Below are 18062 nucleotides of genomic sequence, written 5' to 3' on the forward strand. Positions count from 1 at the left end.
GGGTCAGGACTTGGCGTGCCGCTTTGCCAACATCCAGCGCGAGATCTTCATGTCGCGCGCCTTCCGCTCGATGGTCAGTAGATCCAGTGGTGCGCTGAACTTCTGAACTGCCATCGATTTGACGCTGCTGAACTCGCGCAGTCCGTCTGCCCCGTGGATGCGGCCGAATCCGGAATCACCGACACCGCCGAACGGGAGGGCGGCGATTCCGGCAAATCCGAGAACCGAATTGACGGTGACCACACCACATTCGAGTTTCTCGGCAATTGCCCGCCCCTTCGATGTGCTCTTCGTGAACACCGACGCGCCCAATCCGTACTTCGACGCGTTGGCGCGCTCGATGCCTTCGTTCATGTCGGCAACCTTGTTCACCACGACGCTCGGTCCGAACGTTTCCTCGGTGACCGCGGTGGAATCTTCCGGTACGTCGGTCAGGACGATCGGGTCTATGAACGGGCCACGGAAGGACTCGAGGCCGCCGAGAACAGCTTTGGCTCCTCGGCCGAGCGCGTCTTCGATCTGACCTCGCACGATCGCCGTCTGCTTGCCCAGCGTCATGGGGCCGTAGGTCGAACCGGCGTGGGCATCGCGCAGCGCCGCAGTGAGTTTCGACAGGAAGGCGTCGTAGACCGGGGCGGCGACGTAGATGCGCTCGACACCGGCGCAGGTTTGCCCGGCGTTGCCGACCGCACCGAATGCCGCGAAGGCTACGGCGGCATCAAGGTTGGCGTCGGAATCCACCAGCATGGCGTCCTTGCCGCCGCACTCGGCAACCAGGGGAGTCAGGGTATCGGCGCAGGCAGCCATGACGCGTTTTGCGGTGGCCGTCGAACCGGTGAACGCAATCTTGTTCACCCCGGACGAACACAGCAGTGCGCCGGTCTTGCCGTCGCCGGTAATCGTTTGGAGGACAGGGTGTCCGGGTGCGGCGAGGTTCCACAGCCGAGCCAGTTCGACGCCGACGCCTGGTGAGAGTTCGCTTGGCTTGAAGACGACGGCGTTTCCGGCGGCCAGTGCGTAGCCGATCGACCCCATCGGTGTGTACAGCGGATAGTTCCACGGACCGATCACACCGACGACGCCCATCGGCCGATAGCCGACGGAAGCGGATTGGTTGGCGCTGATCAAGCCTGCACCGACGCGTCTGCGGCGCAACACCTTCTGTGCGTTGCGGGCGGCCCAGTCGAGATGTTCGACTGCCAACATCACTTCGAGTAGCGCGTCGTCGCTCGGCTTTCCGGTTTCCGTGGAGATGATCGACGCCATCGAATCCGCATGGGAGGCAATGGCAGCCCGGAAGTCACCGAGGACTTTCTTTCGCCCTGCAAAACCGAGTTGATCCCACCACGCCGCTGCGGTGTGTGCTGCGGCCACGGCCTTGTCGACCGCCTGCTGATCGGCGACGGGGTACTGCGCGATCACGGTGTCATCGCGAGGGTCGAGGCTCGCGAAGGTGGGATCGCCTGACGTCGGATCTGTGGACGTGCTGTGTCGGCCGAGCTGTTCGGTCATATTTCTCAGATCCTCCAGGAGTCGACGCATCACATATATGTGATGTGATTTACTGTGCTGGTAGTCACAGTATGCGTCGGACGGAGCTCCGACAAGCCTCCAGCCATTTCTCACCCGGGAGTTTTCGATGCACATGGATTTCACGCAGGAGCAGTCTGATTTTGCCAAGTCGGTGGCCGCGTTCTGCAAGAAGGAAAGCGGTACGCGCGAGCAGCGAGACCTGCTGACCGATCACGGAGCGCACAACCACAATCAGGCGTACTACGAGAAAATGGCGGAACTGGGATGGCTTGGACTGACCGTGCCGGAGGAGTACGGCGGATCGGCCGGCAGCACGGTTGACCTGTGCATCTTCCTCGAGGAAGCGGCCAAGGGGATGGCGCCGATCGGCGGACTCGGCCCGACGGTCATCACGGGGGCGGCGTACGAGAAGTTCGGCAGTCCGGCGCAGAAGGAAGCGGTACTCGGCGGCATCGTCCGAGGGGCTTCGCAGTCGATCTCGATGTCGGAACCCGAGGCGGGCTCGGACGTCGGTAACTTGAGTTGCCGTGCCGAGAAGGTCGACGGTGGATGGCTGATCAACGGACAGAAGACGTGGTGCTCCAATGCGCACTTCGCCGAGAACATCCTGCTCGTCGCGCGTACGTCGAGAGGTGAGGGCAAGCACGAGGGCCTGACGATGTTCCACGTTCCGGCAGATATTTCCGGCCTGAAGATCAGCGGAATCGACACGATGGGCGGCAAGGAGGTCAACGACCTCTACTTCACCGACGTCCTGCTGCCTGACGACGCTGTGGTCGGCGAGGTCGGCAACGGCTGGCGTCAACTCATGGCGGGGCTCAATATCGAACGGCTCATCCTGGCGGCGATGATGCTCGGAACGGCGCAGCGGGCTTTCGATGACACCCTCGAATTCATCACCACCCGTAAGCAATTCGGGCGTCCTGTCGGTTCGTTCCAGGCGCTTCGGCACCGCGTCGCGGATCTGGCTACGGAGATCGAATGCGGCCGACTGCTGGTCTACAGCGTCGCCAGGATGGTCGACGCCAATCCGACGAAGATGTTCCCGCGCGAGGCGTCGATGGCAAAACTGAAGCTCACCGAAACCGCCAAGAAGGTTGCGCTCGAGGGCATGCAGATGATGGGCGGGTACGGTTACGCCACGGAATTCGACATGGAGCATCATGTGCGAAAGACTCTGGTGTCTTCCATTTATGGTGGTACCAACGAGATTCAGCGAGACATCATCGGCAAAACGTACGGACTGTGAGGATCGGTTGTGGCAACGTCTGCACGCACTCGGAGGGCGACGTCTGAGCTGAGGAGACGGCCACAGCTGTCCGAGGATGTGGCGAACCATGTTCGCAACCTCATCATGTCCGGGGAGGTTCGTCCGGGCGAGTTCGTTCGCCTCGACGAAACCGCAGCCGACCTCGGGGTCAGCGTCACGCCAGTTCGGGAGGCTCTGGTCGCGTTGCGCGGCGAGGGGATGGTCGAGTTGGTTCCCCACCGTGGCTATCTGGTATCGCCGCTCAGTCGCCAGGACATCGAAGACATCTTCTGGTTGCAGGGGCAGATTGCGGTCAAATTGGCGTTGCGGGCCGCTGACAAGATCACCGCTGACCAGCTTGCAGAGTTGGTCGAGCTCAATGCCGATTTACGGGCAGCGGTCGACGCGTCGGATGCTGCTGCGATCGAGCAGTGCGAATTCCAATTTCACCGCCTGATCAATCTTGCCGCGGGCGGGGCAAAATTGGCGTGGTTCCTGTTCGGTGCAATCCGCTACACCCCGGCGCGGCTGTACGCGACCGACGCGGGCTGGGGTGAGCTTGCGGTGTCGAGCCACGACAAGTTGATCGAGGCGTTCGAGAAACGAGACCTCGAGCAAGTGGACGCGCAGATGCGAGTTCAGTTCTCCGACGGTGCCGCTCGTCTGCTCGCCCACCTCGACAACATCGGCCTCTGGGACTGAGCTTCGAGTAGGGCCCTCAGGACGGCGGCATTGCCGGAGCGAGCAGGATCGCCGCACATTCGGCAACCAGTTCGTCTTCCGTGACGTCGATGTATCCGTCGAGCCATGCGCTCAGCGTTTGAGCGAGGCCGCCGACCAGGAAGGTTGCCGTCAGCGTCAGCTGGCCGCTGTCGCCGAGTCGGTAGAAGCTCTTGGCGTTGGCGGCGAGGAGACCGATGAATATCGTGGTCGACGCCCGGCGTTTCTCGACGAGGAGCGGGCTTGTGAGCGCGCTCGAGAAGAGTAGTCGCCCGCGCCTTGGGTCGCGGGCAACGGTGCGGACGATGTTGGCTATGGCCGCCACTGCCTTGTCTCGTTCGGCGTCGGCCGCGTCCACTGCTGCCTGGGTGGAGACGGCGATATCCGTGATGACCGTGTCGTACACCGCGGAGATCAGGGCGTCGCGGTCGGTGAAGCTCTCGTAGAAGTACCGGGCAGCTACACCAGCCTGTTTGCACACCCCACGCACTGTCAGTTCGGGTTCGGCTGATCCCATCAGTTCGAGCCCGGCTTCGATCAGCGTCTCGCGGCGCGCAGCGACGCGGAGGGCGCCGTCGACGCCACCGTACAAACGCGGTTGGTCATTCATGTAGACCATCTTGGCATCTCGAAGCTATTGACATCGTGAGGTTTCAGCGCTTCACTCATCTGAGAACACGCGTTCGCAGATATCCGACTCGAAGGGGTTAATGCCGTGACGGTGAGTAGAGATTCGATCGACATCGATGCTGAGGTCGAGAAGGCGATGTCCGGGTTGGGACTGTTGGCCGCCGGCGCAAACGTGATCATGCAACTTGCGCGCCCCGCGGTGGGTTACGGCGTGTACGAGAGCAAGGTCGAGACCGGCAGGTTGGACCGTCATCCGGTCAAGCGCACTCGCACAACGCTGACCTACCTGGCGGTGGCAAGCCTCGCCACCGAGGACGAGAAGAAGCACTACCGGCGCGCAGTCAACGGGGCACACAAGTATGTCCGTTCGGACGAGAACAGTGCCGTCGAGTACAACGCGTTCGACCCCGAACTCCAGTTGTGGGTTGCTGCCTGCCTGTACCGCGGCTTTGAGGACGTCTACAAGGCACTGTACGGAGATCTCGACCCCGCAACCCAGGACGCCTTCTATCAACGTAGTTCAAGTTTTGGCACCACCCTCCAGATGCGCCGCGACATGTGGCCGGTGGATCGAGACGCATTCGAGGAATACTGGAACGAGAACCTGAACAAGGTCAGCATCGACGACACGATCCGTGAGCACCTGTACGGGATCGCATCGGCTACTTTCACCCCGAAGCTGTTGCATCCCTTGGTCGGCCCGCTCAATCGCTTTCTCACGACGGGATTCCTGCCGCAATCCTTCCGGGACGAAATGCGCCTCCCGTGGTCCGAACGGAGGCAGCGCGGATTCGACCGATCGATGCGCGTCGCGGCGGCAGTCAATCGAGTTACCCCGAAGGTTGTTCGTATGTTCCCGTACAACTTCTACCTGTGGGATCTGCGTCGTCGAATTGTCAAGGGGATTCCGTTGGTGTGACGGGACAGTCCACAGTTCAGACGAGGTTCTTGCTTCGCTTGATCCGGCGACGGAGGTCGCGCATCTGAATGGTGTTGCCTGCCTGTCGGATCGATCGAGGTATGAATCTGTTGACGAAGGACACGAAGATGAAGAGATGTTCGAAGCGTCGACGGTCGTCCTCGGTCCACTCGAGTCCGAGTTGGTCACGGTAGATCGGGGGAAGAAACCCGATTGTCAGAAATCGCAGCAGGTTTCGAAACACCAGGCGCAGTGGCCAGGCAATCATGCGTAAGTCGATCAGATCGTTCAGATACCGGCTGGTGCGTTCGTCGATGATCACACGTTCACAGCCGAGGTTCCAGTACCGTTCGAAATCCGCGCGCGTGGCCGGCCACATCTCTTCGGTGACCTGCAGAGTGGTTCCCAGAGTAGAGGCGGATTGGTAGAACGACTCCGCTTGTTCTTCGGACATCACACCGTGCAGCAACTGGTGACTGTCTTCGAATCCGATGAACAGGCAAGCCGCGACCCATAATTGGAGTTCACGGTTGAAGGCGTTGTACTTGACCGGGCTGTTTGCATCTGACCGTACGTGCCGGTGCACCGAGTTGACTGCTTCGCGGTACGCCAGACGCTCTTCCTCGTTACCCAGAATCGCCACAGTCAGATATTGCGTGGTGGTCCGCGCGCGTTTCCACGGATGTGCCGTCAGAGCACCTGATTCGACCTTGCTTTCCATGACGCCGTACGCCACTTCCGGCCAGCCGAGTTGCAGGACGACGTTGGCGGCGGCGCCGGCAAACGACCAGAAGTCGAGCGCATCGGTGATGTGAGCAGGTTTCCGGGCCCACCGCCGGCGCAGGCCGGTGATAGTGATTCGCGTCTGATCGGTTCGAAGTGACGACTCGGTCTGTTCGGAATCCAGGTAATGAGTGGGCATCGACCCTCCTATTTCGTCTCTACGTTGCTGACGAGCCACTGGTCGTTCGACCGGACCATCGAGATGACCATCCGATACTTCTGCGCATTCCCTTGCGGCGCAGCAACATTTTTGGCTTCCTGATCGACGAACACCAGAACTGTTGCCGATGAACTGTCCATGGACTCGATACCTACGTGTGCCGCCGTAGCGGTTGCCTGCCCCTGCCCGCCGGCGACGACATCGCGCAGCGAATCGACCATGGTTCGGTAAGTACCGGCAAACTCGTCGGTCGACATGGAGGCAATCGAGTCCTTGTTCGCGTCCAGATCCTGGTAATCGAAGGAAGACATGATGACCGAGTATTCGCCGGCAGTGTCGAGAGCTTCCTGGCGCAGAGTGTTGTCCTGGCTTTCCGAATACATCTGAAATCCCCACGCCGCCACTGCTGCGACCAGTGCCAGAGCCAACACGGCAGTCAGGGCGGTGCGCGGCGTCTTCAGGCGTCGCAGCAACGACGGACGGTCCGGCTGGTCGCCCGATTCCTGCTCGGTCGTTTCCATCAGTGTGCTTTCAGCGGGTGCCATTTCCCAGTCCTTCCAACATCGATCTCCAATAGTTCAGTGCGTCTACGCCGGTCGGAATGAGAATGGGATCATCGACAACCGGCGGGCCGATCGGCGTGCCGGGGATGGTGGCATTCTGCAATCCGAGATCGTTCGGTCGCGGAGCATTCCGCGCTCCGCGTTGGACCAGATCATCGGCCGGTGGGCAGTACATCGCGAGGTTCGGGCTGGTGGGGGAGAGATCACCGACTTCGCGCCTGGGAGTGTCGTAGTTGCATACCGGTCCTTGTGTGGCGACCAGCGCAAAATCGGCGCGATCACCCTTCACGATCGAAGCCAGATCCGCGAGGCCTCGAGGGATCGTGACCAATCCCGTTTCCAGGGCATCCGTGCGGTCGGAGATGATCGGAGCAACTGTCACGAGATTGGCCAACACGGATCCAAAAGTGTTGTGGTACTGGTCGAACAACTGTTGTGCACTGCTCAACGCTGCCGGTGAATGATCGGTGAGGTAGATCAGTACCGGCGCGTTGGAATCGAGTTGCTCGGTGAAGTTCTTGGCAGCCGACATCCCGCGGACAAACGAATCCGATTGTGTTGACATGGAATCAACCAAGGTCGAGGTGCGTGAGAGCAGCGCCGCGAGTTCCGCGGACTGATCGTTCAACTGTGCGGACAGCGTCCCACCGTTCTCGATCATCGTGGACAGACTTGGGCCGAGTCCGTTGAACGAGTTTCCCAATTCGGTTCCGATGTCGCTGATCGCCTGCGGATCGAGACCCTCGAGCACATCCGACGCCTGAAGCATCAACTGGCTCATCTGAACCGGCTGTTGATCCGCCGGCATCGCGATCTCGTCGCCGTCCTGAAGGTAAGGTCCCTGATCGGTGTTGGGATAGATGTCCACGTTCTGAATTCCGGCGGCAGTTCCCATCGTCACTTTGGCAACACTGTCGGCGGGTATCTCGGCGTTTTCGTTGAGCGAGAGCTCTACGCGAGCGGAACGGGTACTCGAGTCGAGAGCAACCTCGCTGACCTTTCCCACCTGCACCCCGCGGTACGTGACCACCGTTCCCGCGGTCAGGCCGAAAGCGTCGGACATGGTGGCGTGAAGCCGGATGTGATCTCCGAAACCTTGTGGACCGACGACGTAGACGATGCCGAACGGAATGACGACGGCAGCGGTGAGCGCAAACAAGACAAGTTGCACGAGCGCAAGACGTTTCATCGTCGGCCTCCCTGCAGAAGATCGGTCAGAGTTCCGGGCGCCGCGATAGCTGCTGCGCCGCCGGCCATCCCACCGGTCCAGAGTTTGTCGATCGTGCCGGGAATGTCGAGGGCGCCGTCGAACATCAGGTAGTCGCCGCGCACCGCATAGGTGAAACTTTCGAGCATTCCGTTCATATTTGCCAGTGTCTGGCCCATCTCGGAGTTGAACGAATCGAGAGTCCCGACAACGGTCGACGCATCCTTGAGCATGCTGTCGAACCCGCCCGGAGAGGAGTCGAGAATCGTGTTCGCGTTGACGGCGAGTTGAACCGTCGAGTTCAACAGGCTGGAAATCTGATCCTTCTGACCGACAAGAATCGACACCACCTGAGGGACGGAATCCAAATAGTTGTCGATGATCTCGCGTTGTCCGGCGAGCTGCGAGGAGACCCGAGCGGCGAGATCGACGGCCTCGTTGAACTCGTCCTGATGACTACTGGCTTCCGCCATGAGGGAGGTGAGAGTATCGGTCAGGGAGCGCACCTCACCGGACCGGCCGGAGAACGCAGTGTTGAGTTCTCTCACGACGGTATCGAGTTGGTCGATGCCGCTCCCGGTGAGAACTGTCCCGAGTGTCGCGAGTGCACTTTCCACCTGCGGGCCGATCTCGGTGCGGGACTCCGGAATGGTGTCACCGTCGCTCAACACCGAACTCGATGGTACTTCCGGCAGAAGTAGTCGAATGAACGGATTACCCAGCGCTGAGGGAAGTTCGACGGATGCTTCGACATTGTCCGGCAACTGAGTCGCAGTGTCCAGACTCAGACTCACCCGGGCTCCGACCACGTCTGCGGACAGTGCGGATACCCGTCCGATCACCTTCTGACCACTGCGGACGTCGGCTCCCAGAACAAGACCGTCAGCGCCCGCCAACTGCACTGCCACGGTGTACGCATCACCGTCTGCCGAGCGGCCCAACGGAAGATCCTGGATTCCGGCGCTGCAACCGCCGAACGCAAAGACCACCGCGCAACCAACACCGACTGCCGCGACTGCGGTGAGTATCCGAACAGACTGCCGCATCAGTTGCCACCTCCCGAGGCCACGCCGCCGGATACCGCAGACGCGATTCCGAGCGGATCGGACGCACTGAGCGGGAAGGAAATGGGGTTGGTGAAGCCGGCACCGGTGCAGATCGGCAGCTTGTACGTCTCGCACAACGGTTGCGCCACAGCAAATTGCGTCAGTGCTGTCGAGACATTGAGTCGAATACGTCCACGCTGATCGGGGCCGATGGTGCCGGACAGGTTTGCCATCATCAACGGCACAAGGTCCATGAATTCGGCGAGACCCGGTTGTTTTGCCGCCAGTACGTCGCCGAGGACCGCAACGTTGCCGGCGATGGCACCGACGTCGTCGCCGTGAGTGGTCATGAAGCGCTCCAGCTGATCGAACACCACCCGCAAATCCTGAAGTGGTTGGGAGATGTCCATGTTCTGGCTCGACCACTGATCACCCAATTGGCCCAAGTCGCCGACAAGTTCGTCGAGACTGACCTGCCGGGCGTCGAGAGCGGCCATCAAGGTGCTGAGGTTGTCGACGAGTGCGCCGATGTCTTCGGACCGAGCACCGACTACTCCCGTTGCCGTACTGAGGTTTCGGATTGCCATGTTGAACTGATCGCCCTGGCCCGCCCACCCGGCCGCACCGCGACTGACAAGATCCCCGAGATTGCCGCCATCGCCCGCAAACGCTTCGGCCAAGGTGCTGACACTTCCCATCAAACCGTCGAAATCGATTGGGGAATGTGCGCGTTCGACGGGAATCTGATCGCCGTCTTCCAAAGTGTCTCCGCCGGTGTACGCCGGTCCGAGTTCGATGTGGCGATCACTGATCACCGAAGGATTGAGAACATACGCCGACGCATCTGCCGGAAGTTCCACGGAGGTCGGCATGGACATCGCCACCCGAACCGATGTTCCGCGGGGCTCGACCGACGTGACTGTCCCGACGCCGACACCGAGAACTGTGACCTTGCTTCCCTCGTAGATCCCCCCGACGTAACTGAAATCGGCGTAGACGGTCTTCGACTGATCGGTTCGTCCGAAGATGTACCAGCCTGGCAGCGCGATCGCGAGGGTCACGACGAGCAGGGCAGTGACGGCTTTTCGTGGATTCACTTGCAGCCCTCCATGATGCCGAGCGCGCAGAGCAGATTGTCCGGGATCACGGCTGCCGGTGCGTTGACGTCGGTCCAGTCGCCCGTGCCGGTGGCGTCGGTGACCGAGCGCAACGCAGACGGAAGACGTGTCATCAGCAGGTCGATCTGATCGGCATTGTTCTTCAGCGTTGTGGTGACGGCGACCAGGTTGTCTGTCAGTGCTCCGAATTCGCCCTCGCGTGCGGTGAACGTAGTGGACAGCTTCGAGATGATGATCGTCAGGTTGTCGACGAGTTGAGTGAGGGCGTCCTTGCGCATGGCAAGTGTGCGCACGATGGTCTGAGCGTTTGCGGCCGTGTTCACTATCGAATCAGTCTGCGCCACAGCCATGTCCGACAGCTCTCGCGACATCGTCAGGATTTGGTCGATCTGCTCGCCGTTCTGTGCGAAGGCTGCGGAGGCACCACTGATTCCGGCCAGCGCTCGGCCGACCTGATCGGAGTCGGTCGGAATCACCTGCGAGAGAGTGTCCATCATCGACTCCATCGCTTGCAGATCTACGCCGGTTGCCGCGTGGGTTGCGTCGGCGCTGACGTCGTCGAGGCTGTACGGCACCGTTGTTCGCGAGAGTGGGATGACGCGTCCGTCGTTGTCGTCCACAACACCGGCAGGCACCACTTCGAGGTAACGCTTACCCAGGACGGTCTTGAGTCGGACGGTGGCGGTGCTCTGGTTGCCCAACGGTTGATCCTTGTCCAGGCGGAAGCTGACGATCACGTGGTCTCCGGCAAGTTCGATGGAATCCACCCGTCCGGCGGGAACTCCGGCTACGTACACCGGGTCGGTGTCGGAAAGGCCACTGGCATTGGCAAATTCAGCTGTGTATGCCGACGTTCGAACGTTGTACCAGAGTTTCGGAATACCCAGCGCGGCAGCCAGTCCGACCACCAGAACACAGATCCCGAGGCTGCCCAACGCCAAAGCAGTTCCGCTGCCGCTCTGGCGACGGTCCCCTTTGAACAGAAAGAGCATGATGCCGACAAAAACGTCGATCAGCTTGACCAGAAACATCATGAGCACACCGGCGAATGTGTTGCGCCGAAGATGTTGGCTTCCACGTCCCCTGCCTTCAGTGTGAAATTGCACAGATAAAGATTGATGAAACTTCCGTAGCTGCCGATCCTGTTTGCGGCATCGGCAAACTGGGGGAGGTTCGCGACAAGTCGATTGAATTCGTCGGTGCTCGCAATCCAACCGGCGGTCACATTTTCGAGTTGCGCAACCGTCGTGCCGAAAGATCCGTTCGATCCGGTCATCAGCTGAGCCAACGACGAGACGGTGCGGTTTCCCTGATCCAGAAGTGTGGCAAGTTGGTCGTTCTGTTCGACAACCGAGGTACTGAGACCGTTCAAACCGTCAAGGAGGCTGACCATTTCGGGTTGGCGATCGTCGACGGAGGCGAGGAGTGTGTTCATGTTCGTCAACAGTTGCGCAAAAACATCTTGGCGGTCGACGAGACCTGATGTAATGACGGCGATCTGGTCGAGAAGCGCGGAGATCGCGCCGCCTTGCCCGTTGAACGTTTCGACAAAACTCCGAGTGAGTGTGTTGACCTGCTCGGGTTGTAATGCGGCAAACAGTGGTTTGAAGCCGTTCATCAACGCGGTCAGGTTGATCGGGGGCGTTGTCTGCGTCAGCGGAACAGTCCCACCAGGTTCCAGCGTTCTCGCTGACACCGATGCTGGTCCCGATTGCGCACCGTCATTGTGAGTCAGAGCGAGGTAGCGGGCGCCCAACATGTCGCCGTAGCGGACGGTAGCCCGAACATCGGACGCGAGAGAATACTGCGATTCGATCTCCACGTCGACGATCGCTTTGGCTGTGCCACCACCGTTGTCGCCGAACGCAACCGAGTCCACCCTGCCGATCCGGACACCCGACATGGTCACCGGATTACCGGGATTCAAGCCCTCCACGTCCGTGAACTCGAACGAATAGGAAGCGGTGTCCCCACGAACCGGTACCGACAACGTGTTTGCCACGAACGACGCGCACGCGAGCCCGGTGATACAGAACAGTGACAAGCGAACTACCTGAGCGGTCCGAATTTTCACGGAATACTCACCTCGTTACCCCGGACCAACGGCCCCAACATGAGAGTTGTTGCGGGGTTGGGAGCGGTGGCCTCGCCGGCCGTGTTGTCGAGTGGCGTGTTGTCGAGTGGCGGGTTGCCGACCAGCTGATCCTCGAGAATGAGAAGCGCTGAGGCTTCCTCAGCGCCACCGGTAACCGGCACCAGATTGGTGCCCGAACTCAGATTGGTACCCGAACACTGCGCGCCGCGCTCGTCCACGTACTGAGGGCAATCCTCGCCTGTGTACGGAAGCGGATCGGCAAACGTGGGAACTGCTGTGATGTTGAATTTTCCGGTGGAGAATACCCGCGCACCGGCGGCGCCGAAAGCGCCGGCATTGGCCAGAGTGGAGCGTAGGCCTTCGGGGTTGGCTGCTGTTGTTGCGAGTATCTTTCCGGTGGAGTCGATGACGGTGATGATGTTGCCGGTGTTCTCGTCGACAAAGTTGTCGAGCGTCGCGGCGAAGACCGCGGCCGCACTCATCGATCTCTCGAGGTTTTCCTGGTTGGCGACCATGCTGTTGGAGACTGACGTGGCCGCTGCCAGGGTGTCGAGTATGTCGGGAGTTGCGCGGTCCAATGCGTCGACAACCGACGTGAATTCCGGTGTCGAATCGAGGAATTGGTATGCCGCCGGTGTCAGCACTGACGAGGCGGCGCTGAGATTGTCGATAGTGGCACCGATTTCGGCGCCGTTCCCGTCCAAGGCCTGACCCAGCGCGGTCAGAGCGGTGTGCATTTTCTCGGGGCGCATCGCGGTGAGTACCGACACCAGTTCGGTGTACACGTCGTAGAGTGCGACGGCTTCGGGACCGGTGTCCATGGGGATGGTGTCGCCCTGCGACAGCGTTGTCTGACTCTGGGCATTCGGATTGTCGACAAGCTGCATGTAGATGTCGCCGAAAAATGTCCGGGGTACTACTCGTGCCACGACGTCTGCCGGGATCTTCGACGCTTCACCGGTATCGATCTGCAGCTGCACCACCGATTCTGTAGTACCCGAATCGATGTCGCCGATGCGGCCGATATTGACCCCGTGGTATCGAACTGGGGCCTCGCCACTGATCAACCCGGCGTCGGCAGGAACCGCGACGTACACATCGGTGCTGCGTTCGAGATTGCCCGAGCCGCGCAACACCATGGCGACTGCGGCGACGACGGCTACCGCTATAGCCACCGCGCCGCGCAGTGCGTAGGCCATCTTGGTGCGCGTAGTAAGTCTGTCCACGGCTCAGACCCCCATTCCGGGGATTTGGGGAACGAGACCCCACAGGCCGAAAGTCATGATGACGTCCAGGATTCCGATCGCCAGGATTGCAGTGCGGAGCGCGCGGCCGGCCGCCTGACCCACACCCGCCGGTCCACCGGAGGCGTAATATCCGTAGGCGCAGTGCACCAGCGCCACAACGGCTGCGAAGACCACGGCTTTGAGACCGGAGTAGAGAAGATCCTGTGGGGAGATCGCGAGGTGGAAGAAGTAGTCGTACGTTCCCGCCGATGCGCCGTTGAAGAACACGACGACAAGGCGGGTCGACAGGTAGCTGGCCAGCAGACCGATCATGTAGATCGGAATGACGCAGATCATTGCCGCGATCACCCGAGTGCCGGCGAGGAACGGGATGGATCTGATCGCCATCGAGTCCAAGGCATCGATCTCGTCGGAGATGCGCATGGCGCCGATTTGCGCGGTAAAGCCCGTTCCGACCTTGGCGGCCAACGCAATTGCAACAACAACCGGCGCAAGTTCACGTGTGTTGGCAACGGCCGACAGCATTCCGGACAGTGAGGTCATGCCCACGAGTTCGAGTCCTCGATGCATTTCGACACCCAGCATCATTGCGGCTGCCAGGGACATCGCGAACACGATGCCGATAGTTCCGCCGCCCGACAGCAGCGAGTTCGTGCCGAAGCTGACTTCGCTGATCTGGCCGAGTACATGCTTGCGATACTTGGTGAGGGCAAACGGAATTGACGCGACTGTACGGACGTAGAACGTCACATGCTGACCGAGCGACACCAAACCGTCGGCAGCGGTCCGCAGCGGTCTGCTCGCCTGGTGGGCTCTGATCCGTAGATCGACGAGCGACATCAGAATTCACCGACTGCCGGAACTATCACGGTATACAGCGCGGACAGAACCGTGTTGGCGATGAAGACCAGAGCAAAGGCGATGACCACGGCTTCGTTGACGGCATCGGCGACGCCGCGGGGGCCGCCCTTGGCATGGAGTCCTTTGAAGGTGGCGACCAAAGTCGAAGCGATACCGAAGATCGCGGCCTTGACCAAGGCCATGACAAAGTCGGATGACCGGCCGTACTGGCTGAACGTCGCCATGAATGTTCCGGCAGGCAGATGCTGAACGTAGATGTGGTAGAGGTAGCACGCAATCACTCCGCCGAACGTGACCATGGAACATAGAGCTAGGGAAACAACTACCGCTGCAACCAATCTCGGAGCAACAAGACGCTCGATGACGTCGATACCCATGACTTCCATGGCGTCGATCTCTTCGCGGATCTTCCGTGAGCCCAGATCGGTGCAGATTGCCGATCCGGCAACCCCTGCCATCATCAGCGCGCACACCAGTGCTGCGGCCTGACCCACGATGATGAACGCGACAACTGCACCGGAGTAACCGCCTGCGCCGATTCGCCCCGCGAGCTCACCGACCGATACCGCGATGAAGACGCCGATCGGGATCATGAGCAGCAGGGACGGACCGGTGCTCACCCTGCCGATGAAGAGCGTTTGAGTTATCGTCTCGTGCAACGAGAGCCGCCTGCGGATGATGGCCGTGAACAGGCCGAACAGTGCCTGCACCGAGAATCCGATCAGGTAGCCGCCCTCGAGCGCTACGTCTCGTACCGGGCCTTTCGAGGCTGGCAGTTCGTACGTCACCTGGTTCTATTCCTTTGCAGCTCAAGTTCTTTCATTGAAGATGTCGAGTGTGTTCAGGCGTCGAGACGGGCCGACGTGCAGGGGTGCGATCGTGGCGGATTATGTGTGAATCATTTCACAGCAACTCGCGTGCGGCAATAGTTATGTGAATGGGAATTCTTCTCAGAACTTATCTGGTTGGCGACGGAAACTTGATATAACTACAGTTGAAAGCTGCATCTTCGAGTGCGTGCACGGTAGGTGCGCGCAAGATGTGTATGACTATTCTCGATACGGAAGCAGGCCGGAGACAGTGACAACAAGAGACCTGAGGGTTGCTCCGGCCGTCGGTCGGAGTCGTGCGGTCGAAGCAAAGAAGAGACCGAAAGACCGCAAGGCACAAATTGCGGCCGCAGCGGCAATCGCCTTCAGTGAGCGCGGCTACCACGGTGTCAGTGTCGAAGACATCGCGTCGTCGGTGGGCATCTCGCCCTCGGCTCTCTACCGCCACTTTCCGAAGAAGTACGCACTGTTTCAGTATTCGGCGCTGTCGTTGATGGAAGCGCTCACCGAGGCTCTCGATGCGGTGGACAGCAGCGGGCAAGATGCCGATCGGCTTCCGCGCGATCTGCTGGCTGTAATCCGAACCACGATCAGCAATCGCCGGACCGCGGGTATCTACCGTTGGGAGAGCAGGTTTCTCGAACCATCAGACAAAGCGGTGATTCGCGAGCATTCGATTCTGATCAATCGCCGGGTGGGTGCCCATTTGTCACCGTCGGACACTCCGGTCAGTGAGCGCGACGCAAGGCTTGTGGTGGCCGCGATGTTCAGCGCGATCGGAAGCATCACGGCCCACAATCTCGTATTGCCGCAGAAGACAATTGAACGCATCCTGCTGAGTGCATGTGTGGCGATAGATCAGGCGAGATTTGCGCGAGGTCGCCAGGACAATCCACAAAGCCGCCGCTCGGTGCTTGCGCCGCTGGGGGACAACAAGCGGGAGCGTCTACTGCATGAAGCGGTGCGGCTCTTCGACTCCCATGGCTACCACGACGTCAAGATCGAAGAGATAGCTGCCGCAGCTGGTTTGAACGCGTCCGGCATGTACCGATACTTCCCGAGCAAAGCCGACCTTCTCTCCGCCATCTTCTACCGGGCTGCAGATCGCCTGGACGTCGCTACGGTGTCGGTGCTGGACGCGTCGGATTCGCCGGCCGAGGCACTGGCATCACTGTCGTTGATGTATGTCGACTTGTCTTTTGCGCAACACGAGTTGATGTCCATCTACTTCTCCGAGATGCGCAATCTGTTGCCCAGTCATCGAAATGACTTGAAGAGTCGGCAAAAACTCTACGTGGTCGAATGGGCGCGATTGCTCCGTGAGATCCGACCGGAGCTCACGGAGCCCGAGAGCATGTTCGTCGTGCATGCTGCGCTGAACGTGGTTCCCGATGTCGGCCGTCTGCTCGGATTCGATCCTGGGCCGGAGAATGTGTGGAAAGTTCACTGCTTGGTTTCGGCAGTTCTGTTCGGTGGACCAGCGCAGCGGTGATGCGTCAGTTGAAGACGACGAGCCAGACGGCGATGTAGTGGCAGATTGCCGCGACGACCGTTGCGGCGTGGAAGAACTCGTGATGTCCGAACGTCGTGGGCCACGGGTTCGGCCATTTGGTGGCGTAGAGAATTGCTCCGACGCTGTAGAGGATTCCGCCGACGAGTAACAGCACCATCGGCGCGACGCCAACCTGGTGGGTCATCTCACCGGCGACGGGCACGATGGCCCATCCCAGAATCAGGTACAGCGGCACACCCACCCACTTAGGGGCTGTCGGCCACAGCATCTTGAGCGCAACGCCTGCGAGTGCACCAGCCCAGACGACCGCAAGGACGACAGTGCCGGTCTCGCTGGGCAAGCCCAGCATCGCAAACGGTGTGTAGCTGCCCGCGATGAACAGGAAGATCATCGAATGGTCGGCGCGCTTCATCCAGATGCGGGCGTCGACGGTTTTCCAGTGGATGCGGTGATAGGTCGCGCTGATGCCGAAAAGGCCACAGATGGTGATGCTGTAGATCGCCGTGGCCAAGGCCGCCTTGGCTCCGACTTGAGCGCCCGCCACCGCGACGAGAACGATGCCCGCTACGACGGAAACGCAGAGTGCCCACAGATGGATCCATCCGCGCATGCGTGGTTTGACCGGAAGTGCATCCAACCCGAGTGCTGTCATCGTTTAACTCCTTTCGGCAACGCTGCCAGAACCTACGGTACCGTAGGTTACGTGTCAGTAGCATAACCTACCTGCAGCTTTTCGACGCGCCCATAAAGCGTGACGGCGCTCGCAAGTGGGGACAAGGTCCCGGCGTAGTCTTTGTCACCATGGTGATGTCACGGTGAAGGTGCGCGGACTGCTGTACAGCATCTACGAGCGACGGCTCTTGAAGCATTTGGATGGACTCACCCATCCGAGGCACGTCGCGGTGATGTGTGACGGTAACCGACGCTGGGCGCGCGAGAACGGTTTCACGGACGTCAGTCACGGGCACCGGATGGGCGCACTCAAGATCTCCGAACTGCTCGACTGGTGCGATGCCGCCGGAATCGAGATGGCAACGATCTACCTACTCTCCACCGAGAATCTGCGCCGGGACCCCGAAGAGTTGGACACACTCCTCGAAATCATCACCGATGTGGTCGAGGAGATTTCCGGGCCGAGCAAGAACTGGAGCGTGCAGATCGTCGGCGCTCTGGATCTGTTGCCGGCCGAGCAGTCGCGGCGCCTTCGTGATGCCGCGGACGGAACCGAAGGCCGCACCGGAACTCACGTCAACATCGCGATCGGATACGGCGGCCGCCAGGAGATCGCCGACGCCGTTCAGTCGCTGCTGAGTGAGAAGCTCAGCCAAGGACTCAGTGGCGACGAACTGGTCCAGGCGATCACCGTCGACGGTATCGACAGTCACCTCTATACGTCAGGTCAGCCCGATCCCGACCTGGTGATCCGCACGTCGGGGGAGCAGCGGCTTTCGGGATTCCTGTTGTGGCAGAGTGCCTATTCGGAGATTTGGTTCACCGAGGCGTACTGGCCCGAGTTCCGCCGGGTCGACTTCCTCCGGGCCCTTCGTGACTATGCGGCAAGGCACCGCCGGTTCGGCGCCTGAGCAGT

General features: G+C 60.5%; 18 protein-coding genes. 5 read left to right on the forward strand and 13 right to left on the reverse strand.

What is annotated here, in order from left to right:
• Window positions 1–3 precede the first annotated feature (3 nt).
• On the reverse strand, window positions 4–1512 hold the full coding sequence (locus tag FEZ60_RS25920) for an aldehyde dehydrogenase family protein (protein WP_033234525.1): 1509 nt from the start codon (window positions 1510–1512) through the stop codon (window positions 4–6).
• 127 nt (window positions 1513–1639) lie between these two features.
• Between FEZ60_RS25920 and FEZ60_RS25925 the strand changes: the two genes are divergently transcribed.
• On the forward strand, window positions 1640–2782 hold the full coding sequence (locus FEZ60_RS25925; protein WP_033234524.1) for an acyl-CoA dehydrogenase family protein: 1143 nt from the start codon (window positions 1640–1642) through the stop codon (window positions 2780–2782).
• A gap of 9 nt (window positions 2783–2791) precedes the next feature.
• A complete protein-coding gene (locus tag FEZ60_RS25930) occupies window positions 2792–3484 on the forward strand; it encodes a GntR family transcriptional regulator (RefSeq protein ID WP_172937403.1) in 693 nt (230 codons plus the stop codon).
• A gap of 16 nt (window positions 3485–3500) precedes the next feature.
• Here the strand turns inward: FEZ60_RS25930 and FEZ60_RS25935 are convergent, their stop codons facing one another.
• Window positions 3501–4121, reverse strand: a complete 621-nt coding sequence (locus FEZ60_RS25935) for a TetR family transcriptional regulator (RefSeq protein ID WP_052683598.1) — start codon at window positions 4119–4121, stop codon at window positions 3501–3503.
• 147 nt (window positions 4122–4268) lie between these two features.
• Here FEZ60_RS25935 and FEZ60_RS25940 point away from each other — a divergent pair, with 147 nt between their 5' ends.
• Window positions 4269–5051, forward strand: a complete 783-nt coding sequence (locus FEZ60_RS25940; protein ID WP_172937475.1) for an oxygenase MpaB family protein — start codon at window positions 4269–4271, stop codon at window positions 5049–5051.
• Window positions 5052–5067: 16 nt separating this feature from the next.
• Here the strand turns inward: FEZ60_RS25940 and FEZ60_RS25945 are convergent, their stop codons facing one another.
• The 10 genes from FEZ60_RS25945 to FEZ60_RS25990 are packed head-to-tail and all read right to left on the reverse strand — an operon-like array spanning window position 5068 to window position 14919.
• Complete coding sequence (locus FEZ60_RS25945) at window positions 5068–5973, reverse strand: oxygenase MpaB family protein (protein ID WP_045069357.1); 906 nt, start codon at window positions 5971–5973, stop codon at window positions 5068–5070.
• 8 nt (window positions 5974–5981) lie between these two features.
• Complete coding sequence (locus FEZ60_RS25950; RefSeq protein WP_172937404.1) at window positions 5982–6539, reverse strand: mce associated protein mas1a; 558 nt, start codon at window positions 6537–6539, stop codon at window positions 5982–5984.
• Complete coding sequence (locus FEZ60_RS25955; protein ID WP_172937405.1) at window positions 6526–7746, reverse strand: MlaD family protein; 1221 nt, start codon at window positions 7744–7746, stop codon at window positions 6526–6528. The genes FEZ60_RS25950 and FEZ60_RS25955 overlap by 14 nt, the downstream gene beginning before the upstream one ends.
• Window positions 7743–8810 (reverse strand): MCE family protein, encoded by a 1068-nt coding sequence (locus FEZ60_RS25960; protein ID WP_045069363.1) that lies wholly within the window; start codon window positions 8808–8810, stop codon window positions 7743–7745. Before FEZ60_RS25960 ends, FEZ60_RS25955 begins: the two co-directional genes overlap by 4 nt.
• Complete coding sequence (locus tag FEZ60_RS25965) at window positions 8810–9907, reverse strand: MCE family protein (protein ID WP_172937406.1); 1098 nt, start codon at window positions 9905–9907, stop codon at window positions 8810–8812. The genes FEZ60_RS25960 and FEZ60_RS25965 overlap by 1 nt, the downstream gene beginning before the upstream one ends.
• Complete coding sequence (locus FEZ60_RS25970; protein ID WP_172937476.1) at window positions 9904–10959, reverse strand: MCE family protein; 1056 nt, start codon at window positions 10957–10959, stop codon at window positions 9904–9906. The genes FEZ60_RS25965 and FEZ60_RS25970 overlap by 4 nt, the downstream gene beginning before the upstream one ends.
• Complete coding sequence (locus FEZ60_RS25975; protein ID WP_172937407.1) at window positions 10959–12002, reverse strand: MCE family protein; 1044 nt, start codon at window positions 12000–12002, stop codon at window positions 10959–10961. The genes FEZ60_RS25970 and FEZ60_RS25975 overlap by 1 nt, the downstream gene beginning before the upstream one ends.
• The gene (locus FEZ60_RS25980; RefSeq protein WP_172937408.1) at window positions 11999–13249 is read right to left on the reverse strand and encodes an MCE family protein; all 1251 of its coding nucleotides are present in this window, start codon (window positions 13247–13249) and stop codon (window positions 11999–12001) included. The genes FEZ60_RS25975 and FEZ60_RS25980 overlap by 4 nt, the downstream gene beginning before the upstream one ends.
• A gap of 3 nt (window positions 13250–13252) precedes the next feature.
• Window positions 13253–14110, reverse strand: a complete 858-nt coding sequence (locus tag FEZ60_RS25985; RefSeq protein WP_033234515.1) for an ABC transporter permease — start codon at window positions 14108–14110, stop codon at window positions 13253–13255.
• Window positions 14110–14919 (reverse strand): ABC transporter permease, encoded by an 810-nt coding sequence (locus FEZ60_RS25990; RefSeq protein ID WP_033234514.1) that lies wholly within the window; start codon window positions 14917–14919, stop codon window positions 14110–14112. Before FEZ60_RS25990 ends, FEZ60_RS25985 begins: the two co-directional genes overlap by 1 nt.
• Window positions 14920–15211: 292 nt before the next feature.
• Here FEZ60_RS25990 and FEZ60_RS25995 point away from each other — a divergent pair, with 292 nt between their 5' ends.
• Window positions 15212–16453 carry a TetR family transcriptional regulator gene (locus FEZ60_RS25995; RefSeq protein ID WP_172937409.1) on the forward strand — a complete coding sequence of 414 codons (1242 nt, stop codon included), beginning with the start codon at window positions 15212–15214 and terminating at the stop codon, window positions 16451–16453.
• 4 nt (window positions 16454–16457) lie between these two features.
• Here the strand turns inward: FEZ60_RS25995 and FEZ60_RS26000 are convergent, their stop codons facing one another.
• A complete protein-coding gene (locus FEZ60_RS26000; RefSeq protein ID WP_033234512.1) occupies window positions 16458–17126 on the reverse strand; it encodes a hemolysin III family protein in 669 nt (222 codons plus the stop codon).
• 163 nt (window positions 17127–17289) lie between these two features.
• Here FEZ60_RS26000 and FEZ60_RS26005 point away from each other — a divergent pair, with 163 nt between their 5' ends.
• Window positions 17290–18057 (forward strand): isoprenyl transferase, encoded by a 768-nt coding sequence (locus FEZ60_RS26005; protein ID WP_033234511.1) that lies wholly within the window; start codon window positions 17290–17292, stop codon window positions 18055–18057.
• The last annotated feature ends 5 nt before the right edge of the window (window positions 18058–18062 follow it).

The organism is Rhodococcus sp. MS16 (genome assembly GCF_013277795.1).
Classification (GTDB): Bacteria; Actinomycetota; Actinomycetes; order Mycobacteriales; family Mycobacteriaceae; genus Rhodococcus_F; species Rhodococcus_F globerula.

Bases quoted from the DNA above. Each gene is read 5' to 3' on its own strand.
- FEZ60_RS25920 (WP_033234525.1), bottom strand. From the start codon at position 1,512: ATGACCGAACAGCTCGGCCGACACAGCACGTCCACAGATCCGACGTCA.
- FEZ60_RS25925 (WP_033234524.1), top strand. From the start codon at position 1,640: ATGCACATGGATTTCACGCAGGAGCAGTCTGATTTTGCCAAGTCGGTG.
- FEZ60_RS25935 (WP_052683598.1), bottom strand. From the start codon at position 4,121: ATGGTCTACATGAATGACCAACCGCGTTTGTACGGTGGCGTCGACGGC.
- FEZ60_RS25940 (WP_172937475.1), top strand. From the start codon at position 4,269: ATGTCCGGGTTGGGACTGTTGGCCGCCGGCGCAAACGTGATCATGCAA.
- FEZ60_RS25945 (WP_045069357.1), bottom strand. From the start codon at position 5,973: ATGCCCACTCATTACCTGGATTCCGAACAGACCGAGTCGTCACTTCGA.
- FEZ60_RS25950 (WP_172937404.1), bottom strand. From the start codon at position 6,539: ATGGCACCCGCTGAAAGCACACTGATGGAAACGACCGAGCAGGAATCG.
- FEZ60_RS25955 (WP_172937405.1), bottom strand. From the start codon at position 7,746: ATGAAACGTCTTGCGCTCGTGCAACTTGTCTTGTTTGCGCTCACCGCT.
- FEZ60_RS25960 (WP_045069363.1), bottom strand. From the start codon at position 8,810: ATGCGGCAGTCTGTTCGGATACTCACCGCAGTCGCGGCAGTCGGTGTT.
- FEZ60_RS25970 (WP_172937476.1), bottom strand. From the start codon at position 10,959: ATGTTTCTGGTCAAGCTGATCGACGTTTTTGTCGGCATCATGCTCTTT.
- FEZ60_RS25985 (WP_033234515.1), bottom strand. From the start codon at position 14,110: ATGTCGCTCGTCGATCTACGGATCAGAGCCCACCAGGCGAGCAGACCG.
- FEZ60_RS26000 (WP_033234512.1), bottom strand. From the start codon at position 17,126: ATGACAGCACTCGGGTTGGATGCACTTCCGGTCAAACCACGCATGCGC.